This window comes from Pedobacter sp. UYP24 (assembly GCF_054057295.1).
In genome coordinates this window covers 24,913-45,386 of sequence record NZ_JBSRZD010000003.1, presented here as the reverse complement: position 1 = coordinate 45,386, position 20,474 = coordinate 24,913, and the positions used below count along the sequence as shown (strand labels likewise).

General features: G+C 38.5%; 17 protein-coding genes. 7 read left to right on the top strand and 10 right to left on the bottom strand.

Going from position 1 to position 20,474, the window contains the following annotated elements; genetic code table 11:
• Window positions 1-24 precede the first annotated feature (24 nt).
• The 3 genes from ispE to ACVWYN_RS08450 are packed head-to-tail and all read left to right on the top strand — an operon-like array spanning window position 25 to window position 2,513.
• Entirely contained in the window at window positions 25-828 is an 804-nt protein-coding gene (gene ispE, locus ACVWYN_RS08460; protein ID WP_457288413.1) for a 4-(cytidine 5'-diphospho)-2-C-methyl-D-erythritol kinase, read from the top strand.
• Window positions 829-871: 43 nt separating this feature from the next.
• The gene (locus tag ACVWYN_RS08455; protein ID WP_457288412.1) at window positions 872-1,300 is read left to right on the top strand and encodes an OsmC family protein; all 429 of its coding nucleotides are present in this window, start codon (window positions 872-874) and stop codon (window positions 1,298-1,300) included.
• Window positions 1,301-1,346: 46 nt separating this feature from the next.
• Entirely contained in the window at window positions 1,347-2,513 is a 1,167-nt protein-coding gene (locus tag ACVWYN_RS08450; RefSeq protein WP_457288411.1) for an O-succinylhomoserine sulfhydrylase, read from the top strand.
• Here the strand turns inward: ACVWYN_RS08450 and ACVWYN_RS08445 are convergent.
• The 5 genes from ACVWYN_RS08445 to tgt all read right to left on the bottom strand — a co-directional run bounded on the left by ACVWYN_RS08445 (window position 2,506) and on the right by tgt (window position 9,113).
• Window positions 2,506-2,799 (bottom strand): hypothetical protein, encoded by a 294-nt coding sequence (locus ACVWYN_RS08445; RefSeq protein ID WP_457288410.1) that lies wholly within the window; start codon window positions 2,797-2,799, stop codon window positions 2,506-2,508. The genes ACVWYN_RS08450 and ACVWYN_RS08445 overlap by 8 nt on opposite strands.
• 13 nt (window positions 2,800-2,812) lie before the next feature.
• Entirely contained in the window at window positions 2,813-5,611 is a 2,799-nt protein-coding gene (locus ACVWYN_RS08440) for a hypothetical protein (RefSeq protein WP_457288409.1), read from the bottom strand.
• A gap of 380 nt (window positions 5,612-5,991) precedes the next feature.
• Window positions 5,992-6,876, bottom strand: coding sequence for a DMT family transporter (locus tag ACVWYN_RS08435; protein WP_457288408.1), 885 nt, complete (start codon window positions 6,874-6,876; stop codon window positions 5,992-5,994).
• The gene (locus ACVWYN_RS08430; protein ID WP_457288407.1) at window positions 6,876-7,982 is read right to left on the bottom strand and encodes an LptF/LptG family permease; all 1,107 of its coding nucleotides are present in this window, start codon (window positions 7,980-7,982) and stop codon (window positions 6,876-6,878) included. Before ACVWYN_RS08430 ends, ACVWYN_RS08435 begins: the two co-directional genes overlap by 1 nt.
• On the bottom strand, window positions 7,983-9,113 hold the full coding sequence (gene tgt, locus ACVWYN_RS08425; protein ID WP_457288406.1) for a tRNA guanosine(34) transglycosylase Tgt: 1,131 nt from the start codon (window positions 9,111-9,113) through the stop codon (window positions 7,983-7,985).
• A gap of 129 nt (window positions 9,114-9,242) precedes the next feature.
• Here tgt and ACVWYN_RS08420 point away from each other — a divergent pair, with 129 nt between their 5' ends.
• Together ACVWYN_RS08420 and rsmG are read left to right on the top strand one after the other, a co-directional pair.
• The gene (locus tag ACVWYN_RS08420) at window positions 9,243-10,364 is read left to right on the top strand and encodes a glycosyltransferase (protein WP_457288405.1); all 1,122 of its coding nucleotides are present in this window, start codon (window positions 9,243-9,245) and stop codon (window positions 10,362-10,364) included.
• Window positions 10,355-10,987 carry a 16S rRNA (guanine(527)-N(7))-methyltransferase RsmG gene (rsmG, locus tag ACVWYN_RS08415; protein WP_457288404.1) on the top strand — a complete coding sequence of 211 codons (633 nt, stop codon included), beginning with the start codon at window positions 10,355-10,357 and terminating at the stop codon, window positions 10,985-10,987. Before ACVWYN_RS08420 ends, rsmG begins: the two co-directional genes overlap by 10 nt.
• A gap of 22 nt (window positions 10,988-11,009) precedes the next feature.
• Here rsmG and ACVWYN_RS08410 read toward each other — a convergent pair whose 3' ends face one another.
• Both ACVWYN_RS08410 and ACVWYN_RS08405 read right to left on the bottom strand, forming a co-directional pair.
• Window positions 11,010-12,572 (bottom strand): M56 family metallopeptidase, encoded by a 1,563-nt coding sequence (locus tag ACVWYN_RS08410; RefSeq protein ID WP_457288403.1) that lies wholly within the window; start codon window positions 12,570-12,572, stop codon window positions 11,010-11,012.
• Entirely contained in the window at window positions 12,572-12,943 is a 372-nt protein-coding gene (locus tag ACVWYN_RS08405) for a BlaI/MecI/CopY family transcriptional regulator (protein ID WP_457288402.1), read from the bottom strand. The genes ACVWYN_RS08410 and ACVWYN_RS08405 overlap by 1 nt, the downstream gene beginning before the upstream one ends.
• 144 nt (window positions 12,944-13,087) lie before the next feature.
• Here ACVWYN_RS08405 and dprA point away from each other — a divergent pair, with 144 nt between their 5' ends.
• Both dprA and ACVWYN_RS08395 read left to right on the top strand, forming a co-directional pair.
• The gene (dprA, locus tag ACVWYN_RS08400; RefSeq protein WP_457288401.1) at window positions 13,088-14,176 is read left to right on the top strand and encodes a DNA-processing protein DprA; all 1,089 of its coding nucleotides are present in this window, start codon (window positions 13,088-13,090) and stop codon (window positions 14,174-14,176) included.
• A gap of 152 nt (window positions 14,177-14,328) precedes the next feature.
• Window positions 14,329-15,690, top strand: coding sequence for a pyridoxal-phosphate dependent enzyme (locus ACVWYN_RS08395; RefSeq protein WP_457288400.1), 1,362 nt, complete (start codon window positions 14,329-14,331; stop codon window positions 15,688-15,690).
• A 56-nt stretch (window positions 15,691-15,746) separates the two neighbouring features.
• Here the strand turns inward: ACVWYN_RS08395 and murA are convergent, their stop codons facing one another.
• Genes murA through ACVWYN_RS08380 form a run of 3 tightly spaced genes read right to left on the bottom strand, consistent with a single transcriptional unit; the run spans window position 15,747 to window position 20,103 of the window.
• Window positions 15,747-17,072: a UDP-N-acetylglucosamine 1-carboxyvinyltransferase gene (murA, locus tag ACVWYN_RS08390; protein WP_457288399.1), complete on the bottom strand. Its 1,326-nt coding sequence runs from the start codon at window positions 17,070-17,072 to the stop codon at window positions 15,747-15,749.
• A 32-nt stretch (window positions 17,073-17,104) separates the two neighbouring features.
• The gene (locus ACVWYN_RS08385; RefSeq protein WP_457288398.1) at window positions 17,105-17,782 is read right to left on the bottom strand and encodes a DUF4290 domain-containing protein; all 678 of its coding nucleotides are present in this window, start codon (window positions 17,780-17,782) and stop codon (window positions 17,105-17,107) included.
• Between the two features lie 35 nt (window positions 17,783-17,817).
• Window positions 17,818-20,103 (bottom strand): ATP-dependent helicase, encoded by a 2,286-nt coding sequence (locus ACVWYN_RS08380; RefSeq protein WP_457288397.1) that lies wholly within the window; start codon window positions 20,101-20,103, stop codon window positions 17,818-17,820.
• Window positions 20,104-20,474: the final 371 nt, after the last annotated feature.

Here is a 20,474-nt window from a genome sequence, read left to right as displayed (position 1 = left end):
TTGTATTTTAATAATTGCCATTACATGCTTGCTTTCGCGAATGCTAAAATAAATTTGGGTTTGTTCATTACAGAAAAGAGAACTGATGGTTACCACAACCTGGATACGGTTTTTTACCCAATTAAAATCAATGATGTAATTGAAATTACCGACGCAGCGTTTACCCATTGTTGTATAGTTGGTATTGATGTGCCGGGAAATCCAGACGACAATTTGTGTATGGAGGCTTATAAGGCTGTTTCGAAAGATTTTAATATTCCTGCTCAGCAGATAACCTTACTTAAAAATATTCCTGTTGGTGCCGGACTCGGTGGCGGATCTGCTGATGCGGCTTTTTTGATAAAATTGCTCAATGATAAATATAAGCTGGGATTGACATCAACTGAAATGGAAAATTATGTTAAGCCATTAGGTGCTGACTGCGCATTTTTCATCAATAATAAACCCGTGCTTGCCAAAGGAAAAGGTGATGAGTTTAGTCAATTGGAATTGGACCTGTCGGCATACTACCTGGTTCTTGTTAAACCAGATATCCATGTTTCGACTTCTGATGCCTATTCAGGAATTAAACCGTCATTCCCATCAACTTCGCTTGAAGAATTGATACATTTGCCTTTGAGTGAATGGAGGCATCATGTTTTTAACGATTTTGAATCTTCGGTATTTGTTATATATCCTCAAATAAGAAGTATTAAAGAGGCGCTTTATCACGAGGGGGCAATATTTGCTTTGATGAGTGGGAGTGGTTCCTCGGTTTTTGCAATATTTGAAAATCCAGTGAAGTTGCCATCACTCGAAAAAGACAATGTGGTATTTTATAATGTGTAATGCTAATTGCGCACATAAACTGAATATTAATGATGATGAAAACATGGAAATAAACTTAGTACGAAAAAGCGGTAAATTTAATTTCGAAGCAGAAAATTCAGGTGGTTTCAAAGTAGAACTAGATGCTAAAGAAGCTATAGGGGGTGAAGGTAAGGGTTTCAGGCCTATGGAAATGTTGCTTATAGGTTTAGGCGGCTGCAGCGGAATTGATATGGTAAATGTATTGACGAAGCAAAAGGAGCCATTAAATGATATCCGGATTGGGATAAAGGCAACTAGAAAAGATGAAGAAATGCCACCTATATTTGATGTGATTGATGTTCATTTTAACTTATACGGAGATTTAAATTTGCAAAAGGTAGAGCGGGCACTTGCGCTCACTTTTGATAAATATTGCTCTGTATCAAATATACTCGGCCGTTCAGCTACCTTGAACTTCACTTACGAAATACATCAGGAAGAGCCTGCTTAACAGAGTTTTATAAAAATAAAAGACCATCAAATACAAGTAAATAGACATGCAAGAAGATAATTTTGAAACTTTGGCCATCCGCCTTCAAGCCGAAAGAACCCAATTTAAGGAGCATTCTGTTCCATTATATTTAACCTCAAGCTACAAGTTTGATGATGCTGAAGAGATGCGTGCATTGTTTGCCAATGAAAAGGAAGGCAATGTATACAGTCGCTATGCGAATCCAAATACTGATGAGCTAATCAACAAAATGGCAGTTTTGGAAGGTGCAGAGAATGGATGGGCAACTGCTAGTGGTATGGCAGCGATATTCACTACTTTCGCAGCTTTTCTGCAATCAGGCGACCATGTGCTCTCCTCACGTTCTGTTTTTGGGTCTACACATCAGCTTTTAAATAATATTTTTCCTAAATGGGGCATTAGCTACACTTATGCAGATTTAGATAAGCCAGCGCAATGGGAGGACGGCATAAAACCGAATACAAGAATCATCTTTGTAGAAACTCCTTCTAACCCTGGAATTGATATTATTGATCTTGAGTGGTTGTGCAACTTGGCCAAAAAGCATGAGATAATGGTTGTGGTCGACAATTGTTTCGCTACACCATACCTTCAGCAGCCAATTAAGTACGGTGCGGATATTTCCATACATTCTGCCACAAAATTTATAGACGGACAAGGCCGGACGTTAGGAGGAATCATACTTGGGTCTAATAAACTGATTAAAGAAATTGAAGGTTTTGCTAGGCACAGCGGGCCTGCTATGTCGCCATTTAATGCCTGGTTGTTATCTAAAAGCTTGGAAACATTAGCTGTACGGATGGATAGGCATTGTGAGAGCGCGCTGAAAGTAGCTACATTTTTAGAAACTCAGGAAAGCGTAAAACGTGTTATGTATCCTTTTTTGGAATCCCATCCTCAATACGAAATTGCTAAAAAGCAAATGAAGCAAGGGGGTGGTATTGTAACAATGGTTGTTCATGGTGGTGTTGAAGCTGCAAGCAAGTTTATGGATAAATTAAAGATGTTCTCCATCTCTGCAAATTTGGGTGATACAAGGTCTATAGCAACCCATCCAGCAACAAGCACACATTCAAAATTAACCGAAGAACAACGTTTGGAGGTTGGAATTGAGCAAGGAACCATACGTTTGTCAATAGGCCTGGAGCATATCGATGATATAATAGCAGATATTAAACAAGCACTTAGCTGATGTAATCGCGATCTTCATCGCTAAGTTGTTCGTTAATGTTTTTATTTTGGCGGTCTGCAGGATGATCTTGCGGACCGTTATTGTCATAGCTACTTACAGTAGTTTTAGGTTTGGCCGCCCAGAAGCCCAAAATAAAACCTAGAAAGCTGAATATCCCTACAATTACGAGTTTGGACACCTCCGCTTTAACAAAAATGAAGTTGAATTCTACTGCATCCATGTTTAGCATTAAAAATATAATGATTATTGCTGTTATTGCTATAATTGAAATGGTTTTTGCGCTCATTGAATGCTTAGTTTTAAAACGTATAATTAAGTATTAACTCGAATATAGGGTTTTGGTTGTATATTTTATTTACAAATACACACCTGCCGCCTAACTCAACATCTGGCTGATAGCGTAACAGGTTCATATTACTACGTAATTCGAAGCCATATGTTTTAGGTTCTGTAATATTTGTTTCTGTGCCAATGTTTTCATAATGACAAAATAAGCTAGCTCTTATATTCCTAATGTAAGCTATAGGCCCCAATTCGGCATCAGGAAAGACGATAGGGAAGCGATAGTTAAAAAGTAGTGTGTTTTCCAGTTTGCTTTTAGCAAGAATATTGTTGTAACCGTAAACGGTATTTATCTCTTGATCAAACTTCCTTATTCCCCAAGAATTTTGCCAGTTAAAATTGGCGAGAAAGGAATGGTTCTTAGCAATGCCTGGAAAGTAAAGAAAGCCCTCAGCTGCAAAAAGCCCTCCATTAAGCTTGTTGTCAAATGGTTGGTGAAGGTAGGTAAGTTTGAGTACCTGCGCCCATTTAGGGGCAATGTCCCGCTCAGCTTGTCTTTTTGTGTGTGAAAAGGACATGCTGTATTGCATTGGGAAATTTAATGTTTTGATGAAGGTGGAGGGAAGGTTCTCTGCCATATAACGCTGCGTATAGCTAGTCAGCGTATTGACTGAGAAATTGTAAGTATCATTAAGGGAATTAAAACTTAATGGAACAGATGCCTGTATTTGTACATTATTTTCTCTCCAATCGCCCTGCTTTGTTACTTTGTTTTGGGTATAAAAGGTTCTCCTGGGTCGGTTTCTGAAGGTTGTTGTGAATATCGGATATAAAGCTTTAAAAGTGAAACCCGTGCTGTACTCGACGCGATTGAGGTCTCGCAAATATTCTACCCCTGCAAAATAATCGAAAGTATTCAATAGGTTGTTTGAGACCAGTTGCAATCCCCCACGATATTCGTTCTCTATTGTTGGGATTAAGCTGTGCATATTAAACAGGTTCCCTAAGGCGTGATAGGGTTTTGAACTGTAGCTACTATCTGGAACATTTACAAATACGTTTGGGCTCTTTTCCTGTGTGCGCGTTACTTCATTAAAATTAACAAAATAATTATTTGTAACTACGCTATGCTTTATAACTGTCTGAGCTATGTGATAGCCGTCTGATTGATAATTGTTAAAAAGCATGGTGCTGTCCGAAAAGGTGGGGTTGAATGCGCCGTATTTTGCGGCACTGAGCGCACTTATATTTTTAGATACGGTATCTAGCTCATAAATATTGTCAATGCCGCTGTAATGTGCGTTAAATGCTATTCCTCTGGTTGTGAATATTGGCCTGCCTATTTGCTGTTGAGATTCATTCAGTATCTTTTCATTTCTTGAGTTACCGTCGGTTATGTAAACAGTTTTTCCTTTTTCACTTACACCAAGGTAAGTAATTAGTTTTCCAGCACCATCGAACGATGGATTTTGCAGAATTAGATTTTCTGGGTTTTTTAGGGTTTTTAGCAGTTTACCTGTTTTTGCATCAAGCACTACCAGATTTGACTTATTGCTCAGATCGATCTCCACAGCAACGATTTTTGTTCCATCTGATGAAAGAGAAGGGGAGAAGAGTCTACTTTTGTGGGTAAGTGTGCTTATTTTTCTTTGATCAAAATCGTACGTACAAATTACGCTGTAACTTCTTTGGCGATATCGTGGATCGTAACGTACTTCATCCCAGGTGATCTTGTTATTTGAAAAACTGAACCATGGCTGCTCCTGATAACCTATTCCAAAAAGCCTCGATTCTTTTTTTTGATTGTCGATTGTTACAAAATAAGATGTTTCTGATTTGCTCTGCTTTAACGTAAGTATTTTTCCGTCTGGAAGTTTAACAGGCATGAAATAATTTGCGGCATAGCTGGAAGCTTTATTCAACGAATGATAGTCTTCAGTTTTAACAGCGTCGTTCTGACTGCTCCATGCGTTGGTTAATATTTTGGTGGTTTTGTTGAACCACTTTTTTGTTCCAAGTCCTGTGAATTTTTTGAGACTGTTAGAAAATGGATACAGGCGTACCGGTCTTTGACGAATGTCTCCAAGAATACTGTCCATAATACCTTTTCCAAATTCCGCTTTAATGTTTGAGGTCATGAGATAACCCAATTGGTAATATCCTGGTGTGATGTCTTTTTGGGAACCGAAATTGATTTTACTGTAGGAGAACTTTTTTCCATCCAGCAGGTTTGCTCGGTAAGGCATAATCCAGGATGGCTGCTTACCGCGACCGGCATTTGTTAATGCTGTTTCAATCGTTACGGCATCACCCTCAAAAGCCCAAAGTGGAATGCTTACACCGAACCAGGCAAAGTAGATATCTTCGGGAAATGGGTGTGCTTTACCACCTGTCAATTTATCGAATTGGGCCATGTGCCTGAGCTCATGAACAGCCAGGTTATTTAGCCAATCCTGACTGTCAAATTGCTGGGGTGGGGTAGTGAAGAACTCTGATTTTTTTGGAGCCAGTTGTACGAAGCCATTTGCGATCACACCACGGTTTTGGAGGATCACCGGAATCTGTGTTTTTATTCTGCCAAGACTCGCGCCTACATAAGGATAGATATGGCTCAACGTGTTTGCCATTCTTTGCGCTTCTTTCTCCAGCTCTTGCGGATAGATGATCCTAAAACCAGAAGCATTTATTTGTCTCCATTTTACACTAAGGGGGTTTTGATCACTGTTAAAAATCTGTGCAGAAACACTAAGTGAGGTAAAACTTAATATAATAATATATAACATATTGATAATTAACAATTTTAATCTTTTTTCCATGTGTAATATATCTATTTGCTAAATTAGTTAGTTTTATTCTGAAATTGATTAATCATATTGGTGTATAATCACTTCAATAAAAATTCTTAATGTACTGATTTTAAATACTGTTATGTGTGATATTAAAAGTAGGTCAATTCAGTTATTATCGCTCTATTTACCCGTATATGTCTACCTTTTCTATTTGATGTGGTAAAAAAATTGATACGATTAAATACTGGTTTAATATACACTAAATGCACCAAATAAGCAACCGGAATTAGTTAGGAATAATACTGATGAAGTAAAGAATTGTATACCTGACTGGCTTTAGAAAGGGCTAGGAATTTGATAAATCAGTCGGTAATCAGGCTCTCCTACTCAGGTAATAACCTGAAATATTACTGTAAATTTTTACGTTTTTTATAGATGGGATAGAGGAAAACAGATCCAATTATCAGGCTGGCGCCAAGATAAAATCCAAGGGACATGGTCTCTTTATTGCCAAAGAAAATGAAGGCAAGAAGGATACCGTATACGGGTTCAAGATTGGTGATGAGGGCCACCCTGAAAGCCGACAAACTGCGCATTACTGAAACCCCAGCAACGTAAGCAAGTGCGGTACAAATGGTACCCAGAATCATTAAATAAATCCAGTCTTCACTGCTCAAACGGAACTGCTCATTTAGTAAATCGCCAGTCATCAACCGGTAGATAGTGATCCAGAAAAACGCACCAGTGATCTCATAAAATCCAATGATTTTAGGGTCGCTTTTCTGTACAAGAGTAGAGTTGATCGTCGAAAAAAGGCTTGAAGCAAGTGCAGAAGAAAGCCCTAAAATGATGCCCTCTGTATACTTCGATTCGAATTTAAAAATCAAATATATGCCCAATATAATAACTAAACCTATCACTACATCAGGTATTAAAATGGACTGTTTTTTTATCAGGGGTTCTAATATTGCGGTAAATAATGTAAAGGATGAAAGACATACCAGGGTAACCGAAACTGTGGATACCTTAATGGCATGGAAAAATAGAATCCAGTGTATTGCAACGATACTTCCAGTAAAAAAGAACTGAAAAAACTGTTTTCTGGTAACCTTTAAGCTGGTACGGGAGACTAAGAAATAGATGAGTAATGAGATGCTAGCGATCAGTACACGGTACCAAACCAGTTGTACCGCGGAGATAGATATTAAGTTACCCAGAATGCCTGTAAATCCCCATATAAACACAGTGAAATGCAGAATAAGCAAGTCTCTGGTCAGTGTGGATTTTGCCATTATTTAGGTGCCTTTCTCAATAGGTAATACCCCAGCAAACCAAAAATAAGAGTTGGTGCCAGAACAGATAATAATGGTGATATTCCTCCTTTGAGAGAGAACATTTTAGCAAATTGACCAAGTACAATGTAGCCGAAGCTTAATAATATGCCTATTCCAAGTGGTAAACCAACGCCACCCCTTACTTTCCTGGATGACAGGGCAACGCCAATTAATGTTAATACAAATGCAGAAAGCGGACTTAACCATCGCTTATAGCGTTCAAATAGCAAGTCGTTTTCAACACCTGTTCCCCTTACCTTCTCTTTCCGGATCTTTTCTGATAATTCTTTATTACTTAGGTTTTCAAAGATATTGTCGTAAGCAGAGAAATCATCCGGCCTCATATCCAGTACTGTATCCTTAATAGAGCCATATGGCCCAGCTACCAGCTTCTCTTTAAGGCCGTTGATATATCTGGTAGTATAATTATTTAATCGCCACACGCGTTTTACAGAGTCGTAGGAGATTTTCTCAGCCACTACTTTTTTGGTCATTACGTCCCCTTTAAAATTATCCAAGTTAAATTTATTACCTATCATAGTCTTGTTGTCAAAGTTATCCATGTATATATAGGTGTTTTCATCTAGCCTCATGTGGATATTAATTTTGGTAGACGGATCGTTTTTCTTTACATAAGTGTTCTCAAAACTGTTTTTTAAGCGGTTCGTATAAGGAAGTACATATAGATTAGAGGCAAGATTAAAAGCGAAAATGATAAAAGCAGATATAAAATAGGGTTGAAGAAATCTATTAAAACTTACGCCTCCACTTAGTATAGGGACAATTTCTGTTTGGTCAGCCATCTTTGCCGTAAAGAAAATAACGGCTATAAAATTTATGAGTGGAGACAGCATATTAACGTAAAACGGTATAGAACCTGCGTAATAAAGACTGATAACCTGCCAGAACGTCAAGTTGGCACTTAGAAAATCATCTAGTTTTTCTGAGAGGTCAAATATGATGATGATGACAATAAACAGGGTTAGGGTATACAAAAATGTACCCAGATACTTGCTGATAATATACCAGTCTATTATTTTTATCCTGTTTTTTAAAAAACTCATTTACAATTTATTGCCTAATATAGTTACCATCTTATTTTTCCAGGCATAGAATTCTCCGCTGATGATTTTTTTGCGTGCTTCTTTTACTAACCATAAATAGAAGTGAAGGTTGTGCAGGGTTGCAATTTGTGCGCCAAGCATTTCTTTCGAGTGCATTAGGTGACGCAAATAAGCCTTAGAATAAGCCCTGTCCGCATATAAGTCGCTATCTTCATCTATAGGAGTAAAATCGTTCTCCCATTTCTTATTCCCTATGTTGATGACACCATTCCTGGTAAACAGCATTCCGTTTCTTGCATTTCTGGTAGGCATAACACAATCAAACATATCTATTCCTAGCGCAATATTCTCCAGGATGTTTATTGGAGTACCAACGCCCATAAGGTAACGCGGCTTCTCCTCCGGAAGTATGTTACATACAATTTCCGTCATGCCATACATCTCTTCCGCAGGCTCACCAACTGATAATCCGCCAATTGCATTTCCTTCGCGACCCATTGATGCAATAAACTCGGCAGACTTAACCCTTAAATCTTTGTAAACAGACCCTTGCACTATTGGGAAAAGCGTCTGATTAAAGCCGTATTTAGATTCTGTGGAGTCAAACCTGTTGCAACAACGTTTTAACCACCTATGTGTCATGTTAATAGAGGCAGCAGCATAATTATAATCACATGGATAGGGGGTACATTCATCAAAGGCCATAATAATATCGGCACCTATAGTACGTTGAATATCCATTGCATATTCAGGTGTGAAAAGGTGTTTAGAACCATCAATATGTGATCTGAAAGTAACGCCTTCCTCTTTTATTTTTCTAACCTTGCTGAGCGAATAAACTTGGTAACCACCACTATCGGTAAGAATTGGACGATCCCATCCTATAAATTTATGCAAACCGCCCGCCTGCGCTATGATTGGTAATCCGGGTCTTAAGTAAAGATGGTACGTGTTTCCAAGAATGATCTTAGCGTCGATATCTTCTACAAGCTCCCGCTGATGCACGGCTTTAACTGTTCCCGCCGTGCCAACCGGCATAAAAATAGGTGTTTGTATTTCGCCATGGTCTGTTGTTACAGTACCAGCTCTGGCTTTCGAGTGTATATCTTTTGCCTCTAAACTAAAATTCATAAATCGGTTTCCACTAAAATCTGCCAAAAGTAGCAAAAAACCAGCTATTTAAGGTCTAAATTTTTTATCAACAAACAGGCCCGATTACAGATTAAAAATCGGAAATTTGCGGGCTAGTTAAAAATCACCGTGGAGTTAACGTTAATTGAGATATGCCTGCTGGCAGGACTGGCTTTTTGCTTCTTGATGCAGCTTTATTATAGCCTTTTTGTACACCTCAGGCTTGCAAATAAATCTATTGCCCCCGTACCAAGCGAAGCAAGAAATCCATTAAGTGTAGTTATTTGTGCCAGAAACGAAGCCGAAAATCTAACGGAATATCTTCCGTTGGTCTTAAGTCAGAACTACCCAGACTACGAGGTTATTGTCGTAAATGACAGATCCTGGGATGGAACGGAAGAAATACTGGAAGAGTTTGCGAAGAAATACAAACATCTTAAAATAGTAAATATCGCAGATGGTCAGAAATTTATTGCTGGTAAGAAGTTTGCTGTTACAATGGGTATAAAAGCGGCTACAAACGATTGGTTGGTCTTTACTGATGCGGATTGTGCACCTGCTTCGTCACAATGGCTACTGGGAATGCAACAACCCGAAAATGAGAATACTGAAATCTTACTGGGATATTCTCCATACCTGAAAAGAAAAGGGCTATTGAATGCGCTAATCAGGTATGAAACTTTTTTTACTGCTGTAAATTATCTTTCCTTTGCGCTTAAAGGGATGCCTTACATGGGGGTAGGTAGAAATATGGCCTACAAAAAGACATTGTTTTTTAAGAATAAAGGCTTTGCAGCACATATGCACATTCCTTCTGGCGACGATGATCTCTTCGTTAATGCTCATGCCAATAAACATAACACCAGCGTACAAATTCACCCTGATACTCAGGTTTGGAGCAATCCAAATACATCTTTTGGTGCTTATTTAAGACAAAAGAAGCGCCATTTAGGTGCAGGAAAGCTTTATAAACGGAAGCACAAACTCATTCTTTCATTTCAGATATCAGTACAGTTTTTGTTTTACGCCTTCTTTATCGCGCTGATGTTTTTTGATCCTGCAAGATATATTGCGCTTGGTGTTTTATTGTTAAGTATCGTTATCAGGAGTTTTGTGTACCCTAAATTGTTAAAGAGGCTTAATTACAGCGAGTTGCGGTGGTGGTTCCCATTCCTTGATATTCTATTATTCATTTTTCTGGTGTTTAATGCACTAGTTTCTATATTTGTTAAAAAAGTACAGTGGAAATAAAGTCGACAATAATTCAGGAATATTTCAAAGATCTTACCGAGCTGCAAATTAGCCAGTTTGATCAATTGTATGAATTGTATAGTTTCTGGAATGCGCAGATCAATGTCATCTCTCGAAAAGACATTGATGAGCTTTACGAGCGCCATATTCTACATTCTCTTGGTATCGCAAAGTTCTGCACTTTTAAACCCGGTGAGAAGATTCTTGATGTTGGAACAGGTGGGGGCTTTCCCGGTATCCCTTTGGCTATATTGTTTCCTGAAACCAGCTTCCACCTGGTCGATTCAATAGGAAAAAAGATAAAAGTAGTTACAGAGGTTGCGGCTGCTCTTGAACTTAAAAATGTAAGGGCCAGTCATTTGAGGGCCGAGCAGGTTGACGATAAATATGATTTCATAGTGTCAAGAGCTGTTACAAGACTAATTGATTTCTATCCATGGATACAGGGTAAGTTCAACAAGAACTCAAAGAATGCCATTGCAAATGGGATTTTGTATTTAAAAGGAGGAGATTTGACGGAGGAGATTGCCGAATCACGCCTAAAAGCGGAATTATATCCGCTTTCAGCCTACTTCAAAGAAGACTTTTTTGAAACTAAATACGTGGTTTATATTCCACAATAAATTTAATTCCTTTTTACCTGCACTATTTTTTAGTTGTGGTGTCTTTAGTGAAAAATTCTCCGTCTTCTAGTTCAAAAACACCATCTCTGGCAGATTCTCCGTACTTAGCAATTGCTGCAGTATTATTCTTTGTCGTTACTTTAACTGATTTTGCTTTAAACCTCACTGTTTTTCCTTCACCTGGGTTTACGATAGTTATTTTTCCATTGTTGATGTAAAGCGGATTTGGCCCCATATCTGTAATTGACTGAAAGTCGGTGCCTTTAACCTCTGGATGCTCTTCAATTTTCTCCATTGGTTTAACAATCGGTGGTGGGAATTTAATGTTTCGCAATCTAGGTTTTAATGGCGGCCTTGGCGGAGTTGGCAATTTGCGTGCACTCCTAACGGGAATCGGTGGTGGAAATTTAATGGAGATATGGGTGTTTTTGCCAGTGAATTCTAGTGCTCCTTTTGATGCGCGCTTGCCATATTTGGCCGTTGCTTCATTACCATTGAGCTCTTTTACCCCATCATAATCATAAACAGAAGTAAAATTTCTTGCAGTGGAGACTTTTCCATTAATTACGACCAGCTTAATAGGGCGTGTACCCTGTATTTCTATAGGATAGCTTTTCTTCTTTTCCTGCTTTGGGCCTTGCTTTGGAGTTTGTCTGGATTTCTTTGTTCCGACAGTTGATGTCATTTCCTTTTTTTTGGAATAGAGGTCGATAACGGCATAATCCTTAGTGAAAGCCAGGGTTGAAGTGCAAAGCATTCCAGCCATAATTGGGAGTACGTACAGGAGCCGGAGCCTGGCCCGTCCTGATGATTTGGTTTTGTTTAACATGTTGATTCTGTTTTTTAATATGGATTGGTTGAACATTTGACTAGCAAGTGGATTGTGGAATGATCCGAATGAATTATGGATAAGGAACATCGCATAATCATGCTTTGGCAAACCTTGGTTGGTGGTCGATTCATCTGCAATATATTCATGAATAAGCTTGATGTCTTTTTTTATCAGCCAGCATATCGGATTGAACCAGTTAAGGATGATTACTGTTTCAAAAAAGAGGATATCTAGGCTATGCCGCTGCTTTATATGGATCATCTCATGCTGAAGAATGATATTTTGCTTGTCTGTATCCGGATTAATAAAGAGGAGATTAAAGAAAGAAAAAGCCGTGTCTAACTGTTTAAAATGTAATTTGCGCACATTGCCTATTCGGATTTTATCTGCTTTCAAGGCCATTCTTATAATCCGATAAAGACTTGTCCCGAGTCGAAGCAAAAGAAATCCTGCAACAAGCAGATAACAAAATAAAAGGATGTCTCCGGCTGTTAGAGTCGGTGTGGTAACAGCCACCGGAAGCAATTCGCCAGAATAGGGGATACTGATCTGAACCTCATTTACTATTGGATTAAACAAACTATTCAAATAGCCAATTTGAAAGACAGGCATTAAGAAAGCTAATGCGGAACTAATCAGCAGGTAGTACCTATTAATTTGGTAAAACGTCTCCCGTTGAAGCAGCAATAAGTAAAAGCCATAAAAAACAGCCAAATAAAGGTTGGCTTCCAATAAATAATACATCCAGTTCATCACTTCTTATTTTTAAGATTTTCAGCCAGTTTTATCAATTCATCCAGTTCATCGATGTCCATGTTCTTTTCCTTAACCAGAAATGAAACAAGGCTCTGGTAATTGTTTTCAAAGTAATTGTTCATGACTTTGTCGAACGCAAAATGCTTATACTGTTCCTCGGTGATTAGCGGGAAGTAGATATGTGTGTTTCCAATCGCTTTATGATCTATGAATCCTTTGCTTTCCAGTACCCGAATAACCGTAGATACGGTATTATAGGCAGGCTTTGGTGGTGATATTTTGTCAATAACTTCTTTTACCAGTCCCTCTTTGATCTCCCATAATATGAGCATTATCTGCTCTTCTGCTTTAGTTAATTCTCTCATCATTTCATTTTTTAATACGGTATAACTAAGTTACTACTATTTTTATAGTTTGCAAACTATTTATATAGTTTATAATTATATATCTGATTATTAGAACTATAATATTTTAGGTTGGTGTTATATATTGCTAAAGCAGATGTTTGAACCATGAGTTTAAAACATAAGATTGCCTTAACATTAATACATTCAGTAGGCCATGTAACAGCTAAAAATCTCTTAGGCCACTTTGGCTCTGCCGAGGCCATTTTTAGTGCAGATCGTGCTGCGCTGATGCAGATTGATGGTATAGGAAAAGTAACTGCCGAAGAGATTGTAAAGAGTAATGCACTCCAGCTGGCAGAAGAGCAACTGAATTTCTTAAGCAAACACAATATCCAAACGCTGTTCTTTGGCGACGATAACTACCCAAGAAGGTTGCTGGAATGTTTTGATGCACCAATATTACTTTACTACAAAGGCAAGGCAGATCTTAATCATCCACGGATTGTAAGTATAGTAGGTACAAGAAAAGCTACTTCTTATGGGCAATACCTTTGCAGGCAACTGGCTGAAGTGCTTGCCGACCATGATGTTTTGATTGTCAGCGGACTAGCCTACGGTATTGATATTGCGGCTCATAAGGAAAGTCTGAATTTCAACATCCCAACCATAGGCGTGCTTGCGCACGGATTGGACCGCATCTACCCACAACTTCATCATGGTATTGCTAAAAAGATGGTGGAAGAGGGAGGGCTAATAACAGAATTTCCTTTAAAAACCAATCCTGATAAAGAGAATTTTCCAAAAAGGAATAGGATCATAGCAGGACTTGCTGATGCAACTATCGTAGTAGAAGCAACCCTGAAGGGTGGGGCACTGATCACTGCAGACATTGCTAATTCCTATAATAGAGATGTATTTGCCTTTCCTGGAAGGGTTAATGATGAATGTTCAGAAGGATGTAATTTTCTGATTAAGACCAATCGTGCCGCCCTAATTAACCACGCAAAGGACCTTGTTTATTATTTGGGTTGGGACAGCTCAAAAACTTCAAATACCAAACAGATGATGATTCCATTAGGATTACTGCCCGAGGAGCAAAGTATTGTAGAACTACTGAAAATATCCCCGGTTAGAATCGATGAATTGTCCATTAAGTTAGCTATCCCCCAAAGTAAACTTGCTATGTACTTGTTAAATCTCGAAATGCAGGGTATTTTGGTGTCTCTTCCCGGTAAAGTTTACAGATTGAATTAATATTGTTCCTCATGGACGTTATTTATGTTCGTTTTTAAGTCTATTGAATAACTAGATTAAAATTATATTCCTATTATATCATATATGCAATATTATATTTTGATTCTGCAATAGAAAATAAAATACTGATGGGTATTGTTTATTTTTGTTACATGTGGTATAATAACATTTTAGAAACGATAGGCAACACGCCATTAGTTAGATTGAATAGTATTACCAAGGATATCCCTGCTACAATACTTGCAAAAATTGAAACTACAAACCCGGGAAATTCTATTAAAGACCGGATGGCCATCAAAATGATTGAAGATGCAGAGCAATCTGGTAAATTGAAACCAGGGGGTACCATCATTGAAGGTACATCTGGTAACACTGGTATGGGACTGGCAATGGCTGCTATTGTTAAGGGCTACAAGTGTATTTTTACCACAACAGATAAACAGTCGAAAGAGAAAGTTGATGCTTTACGCGCCTTCGGCGCAGAAGTAATTGTATGCCCCACCAATGTAGAGCCAGAAGATCCACGGTCGTATTACTCTGTGTCATCCCGTCTTGAACGGGAAGTGCCGAACTCCTGGAAACCAAACCAATATGATAACCTGGCAAATACACAAGCGCATTATGAGCAAACCGGGCCGGAAATATGGGCGCAGACAGAAGGAAAAATAACCCATCTTGTTGTTGGAGTAGGCACCGGAGGCACAATTTCAGGTACTGGGAAATACTTAAAAGAGCAAAACCCAAACATCAAAGTATGGGGTATTGATACTTACGGTTCGGTATTTAAAAAATACAAGGAAACTGGTATTCTGGATAAGAATGAAATCTATCCATACATTACTGAGGGAATAGGAGAGGATTTCCTGCCTAAGAATGTAGATTTCGATATCATTGATCTCTTCGAGAAAGTTACGGACAAAGATGCTGCCTTAATGACCAGAGAAATAGCGCGTAAGGAAGGTATTTTTGTTGGAAACTCTGCCGGCTCCGCAATTGCGGGATTATTGCAGTTAAAAGATAAGCTTAAGCCTGAAGATGTGGTAGTGGTGATATTTCATGATCATGGAAGCAGGTACATGGGAAAAATGTATAACGAAGATTGGTTAAGAGAACGCGGCTTCTTGAAAGATGAAAAGCTAACAGCCAAATCAATCATCGATAAAAAAGACAAAACTGAAATTGTAACCATAGATTGCGAAAAGACACTACAGGAAGCAATCAGTACGATGAATACGCTCAACATTTCACAAATACCTGTTACACAAAAGGATATGGTAGTCGGTAAGCTTGGAGAAAGTGATATACTTAAAGCATTAATGGAAAACCCTTCCTTAAAATCTGCTAAAGTTCAGGAAATCATGTCTGCCACCTTCCCCTTTGTAGATCTGAATACTTCGATTGACAGGATTTCGGGATTGATCAATAAAGAAAACAGTGCTGTTCTTGTGGAAGATGAGAATGGAAAAATAGAGATCATTACGCAGTACGACATCATCAATGCCATATCTGCATAAGTAATCTAAATACAAAAATCCCGGTTTATAACGGGATTTTTGTATTTAACTAGTTGCTAATGACTAGGCGCATATGCCTCAACCCGCTTAATCTGGGCGCCTAAAGCCCTCAGTCTAATATCAATATCCTGGTAACCTCTTTCTATTTGTTCTATATTAAATATAGTAGACTTACCTTCAGCTGATAATGCAGCTATCAACAAAGACACCCCAGCACGTATATCAGGAGAGGTCATACTAATTCCCCTGAGTTTGTATTGTTTGTCTATCCCGTTAACAGTTGCTCTATGTGGATCACAAAGAATAATCTGCGCACCCATGTCAATCAGTTTATCTACAAAAAACAACCTGCTTTCAAACATTTTTTGATGGATCAGTAAGTTCCCTTTGGCTTGAGTTGCTACTACAAGAACTATACTCAGCAAATCAGGAGTAAAGCCTGGCCAAGGAGAATCTGCAATCGTTAACATTGAACCATCTATAAATGATTCAATTACATAGTGCTTTTGAGAAGGTATATATATATCGTCGCCTCTTAACTCAAACTTAATACCCAGTTTCTTAAATACATCTGGTATTACTCCCAGTTCAGAATAACATACATTTTTAATGGTAATTTCTGATTCTGTCATCGCTGCCAAACCAATGAAAGAGCCAATCTCAATCATATCTGGCAACATTCTGTGCTCCGTGCCGCCTAGTTTCTCAACACCTTCTATCGTTAGTAAATTAGAACCAACCCCAGTAATTTTAGCGCCCATGCGGTTAAGCATTTTACACAATTGCTGTAGGTAGGGTTCGCAGGCTGCATTGTAAATAGTGGTAATTCCTTTAGCCAATACTGCTGCCATTACAATGTTTGCAGTACCGGTAACAGAAGCTTCATCTAAAAGGATGTAAGCACCTTTTAAATTGGTTGCATCTACATTAAAAAACTCTTTCTTATTGTCGTACACAAACCTTGCACCTAGTTTCTCAAAGCCCAAAAAATGCGTGTCCAATCTTCTTCTGCCAATTTTATCACCACCTGGCTTAGGTATTGCAGCAGTACCAAAACGACCTAATAAAGGTCCTACAATCATAATTGATCCTCTTAAGCCACCACCTTTAGCTTTGAAAGTATCAGAAAGGAAAAAATTTAAGTCAATATTTTTTGCTTCAAAAGTGTAGGTGTCTTTAGAAAGGCGTTCAATATGAACACCCATATCACCAAGAAGCTCTATCAGTTTATTTACGTCTTTAATGTCTGGAACATTGCTTACCGTAATCTTTTGATCAGTAAGCAATACAGCAGCAATAATTTGCAAGGCTTCATTTTTTGCACCCTGAGGATGAATTTCGCCCTTTAACTTCTTGCCACCAATTATTTCAAATGCATTCATATGGTATTATGTATCTGGTTTAATGAGTAGCCTTAGTGCCTCGGTTTTGGATTGTTGTTACGCTGAGGACGGCCGTTGTTGTTATTGCTGCTTTGTCTGTTTTTGCCGTTGTTGTTACTCCTGCCTCTGTTGTTCTTATCAGCTCTGATGGGTGCAGGTTTAAACTCAACCTTATTCAGGTTTACGTTTTCGTCAAGCTCAAGTTCACCATTAGAAAGCTCTCTTAAGTTTTTAATGATGGTTTCATCTGCAACCGAGTCTTTATTCCAGGTTACATAAGCCATTTTCATGAAATTGGCTATTCCCTGTACCATTGCTGCCCTACGTTCAGGCTCCTCAACTGCTTTGGTTTTTTCTATCATTACCTCAACCGTTTTGCCGTAATGCTTGTATTTGATACGTTGCTGAGGATAGCCGATATGCTTCGGTCTAATCAATGCAGCTTCTGGTGTTGGTTTAGGATACGGGGCATCTACTTCAATTTTGTATCCTGAAATGATATGTAGGTGATCCCAAAGCTTATGTTTAAAATCTGCAACATCCCTTAAATGAGGGTTTAAGAAACCCATCAAGTCAATTACAGCCTGAGCATACCTATTTCGTTCTTCAAGATCCGGTAATTCAATAATGTACTTCACCATGTTCTGTACATTACGGCCATATTCGGCAAGAATCAGATCGTTTCTTGTGGTATTATATTCAAAATTCATTTGTATTTCTTTCTATGAATGTACTCGTTTATCTTTTATTTAACAATTCGCAATTTAGCAAATTTTAATAACAACTGCTTGTTCCCTAAACCCTGGAAAAATACAGTTGCTTTCACATCAGGAAGTGAGCCTTCCAGGCTTACTATTTTACCAAATCCAAACTTTTCATGTTCAACATCCATACCATTTTGAAAAGCATCGGCAGCATCAGCCGTAAATCCGGGTGTAGGCACGTGGGCTTTTGGTAAAATGGATGTTGTTTTAGGTCGCTGCATTGGCGTGCGTGCCGGGGTAGGCTGCGGTGTTTCACGCTGCTGGCTCCAAGTTCTTCTTTCAGAATCAAAACTATTGTCACCCAATACACTCTTGGCCGGTTTTACCATTTCCAACTCCAGGTAGCTGGCGTTAATCTCATTAATAAACCGGCTTGGCTCACAATTGGTTAGCGTGCCCCAACGGTATCTCGAAGTTGCATAAGTAAGCGTTAGCTTTTTCTCTGCTCTGGTTATAGCTACATAAAACAGCCTTCTTTCCTCTTCCAGATCCGTTCTGGAATTTAAGCTCATTTGCGATGGAAAAAGGTTTTCTTCCAAACCAACAATAAATACATTTTTAAACTCCAGGCCTTTTGCAGAATGTATCGTCATCAAAGAAACCGTATCGCGGTCCTTTTCATCCTGCCTGTCGTCATTTGTAAGTAGCGCAATATCCTGCATAAAAATGGCAAGACTACGGTCTTCTATATCTTCTCGCTCTGCAAATTCCTTTATACCATTTAATAGCTCCTGTATGTTTTCATACCTGCTTCTACCTTCAATACTATCATCGGTGTGCAGTTCTTTCAGTATTCCAGAATGCTGTGCAATATACAGGGCAGTTTCGTATGCATCCAGTTTTTTAGATTCAGCAGCAAAGCTCCTGATCAACATAGAAAAATCATTCAGCTGATTGGCAATTCTACCTTCAATATATTGTTGAGGGGCACAAATTACTTCCCACATGGTAATGTTATGCTTATCAGCAGCAACACTTATTTTTTCAACTGTGGTATCACCTAAGCCCCTTCTAGGATAATTAATTACTCTTTTAATGGCCTCTTCATCTGCAGGATTAAAGGTTAACCGAAAATAGGCAATAAGGTCTTTAATCTCTTTTCGCTGATAAAATGACAGTCCACCGTAAATTTTATAAGGAACATTCAACTTGCGTAAGGCCTCCTCCATAGCCCTGGACTGAGCATTTGTACGGTACAAAATAGCAAAGTCATTGTGTTTATACCCTTTAGAAGTACGCTCCTGAACAATGGCCTCAGCTACAAGCTTACCCTCCTCATTGTCTGTAAAAGCACGTTGCACTTTAATCCTGTCGCCCACCTCGTTGTCAGAAAACACATTCTTTTCCAACTGGTTCTTATTGTTGGCGATGATACTATTAGCAACCTCAACTATATTTTGAGTAGAACGATAATTTTGCTCCAGTTTATAAACTTGGAGATCAGGATAATCACGTTCAAAGTTTAGAATATTCTGAATGTTTGCACCCCTAAAAGCATAGATACTTTGTGCGTCATCACCCACAACGCAGATGTTTTGATAGGCAGCGGCTAACTTTTTAACGATGGTATATTGAGAAAAGTTAGTATCCTGGTACTCATCAACCATTAAGTATTTAAACTTTTGCTGGTATTTGTTTAGCACCTCAGGATTGCTTTTTAAAAGTACATTCGTTTTAAACAACAAATCATCAAAATCCATTGCGCCGGCTTTAAAACACCGCTTAGTATAGGTTTCATAAATCACACCAATTAAGGGGCGCTTGTTGCTGATGTCTTCAGATTGTATCTCCGCACTTTCCAGATACTCAGAATAAGAGATCAGGTTATTCTTGGCAGAGGAGATCCTGTTGTAAACAAAATTAGCATTGTACAACTTATCATCCAGCTGCAATTCTCTTAAAATAGACCGAAGCAGACTTTTGCTGTCGTCCGTATCATAAATAGTAAAATTAGAAGGATACCCAATCTTTTCAGCTTCAACACGTAGTATTTTGGCAAATACCGAGTGGAAGGTACCCATCCATATGTTTTTAGCTTCAGATCCAACAACCTTTGTAATACGCTCGCGCATATCTTTTGAGGCTTTATTGGTAAAAGTTAGTACGAGTATGTTAAATGGATCAACTCCTTTTTCAATTAAATGAGCAACCCTATACGTAATTACCCGGGTTTTACCGGATCCGGCTCCTGCAACTATCATTGCCGGGCCTTGTGTGTTCTCTACTGCTGCGCGTTGTTGGGGGTTTAAACCTGCTAAATAATCCAAAATGATTCCTTTGTCTGCTATTTGAGATGTGTTTTCGTTTAGAAAGTTAATTTTCTAAGGTTACAAAACTACAGTTTTTTCGGGTGACTACCACGCTATAGTAGCAAATATGTGGCAGTGTATTGCTTCAATTCTTTCGCTGATCTTGTGTAGTATTCGTGCTGTTTCTGCTTAGTTTATTTGTTAAAAGGTATTTTAAGCGCATATTGAGCTCATAATATCAGGTGCCTATTTTGTTTGATAGTTGAAGTATTGGAATGCTGTTATTTCGGCTAGCGTTTTTCGATCCATGAGTACTTTATCTTCTGTTTCAGAATAGCCTAGAGGAACCTCTTTTCTTATCTTAAAGTCGAATGTTATAACATTAAAGC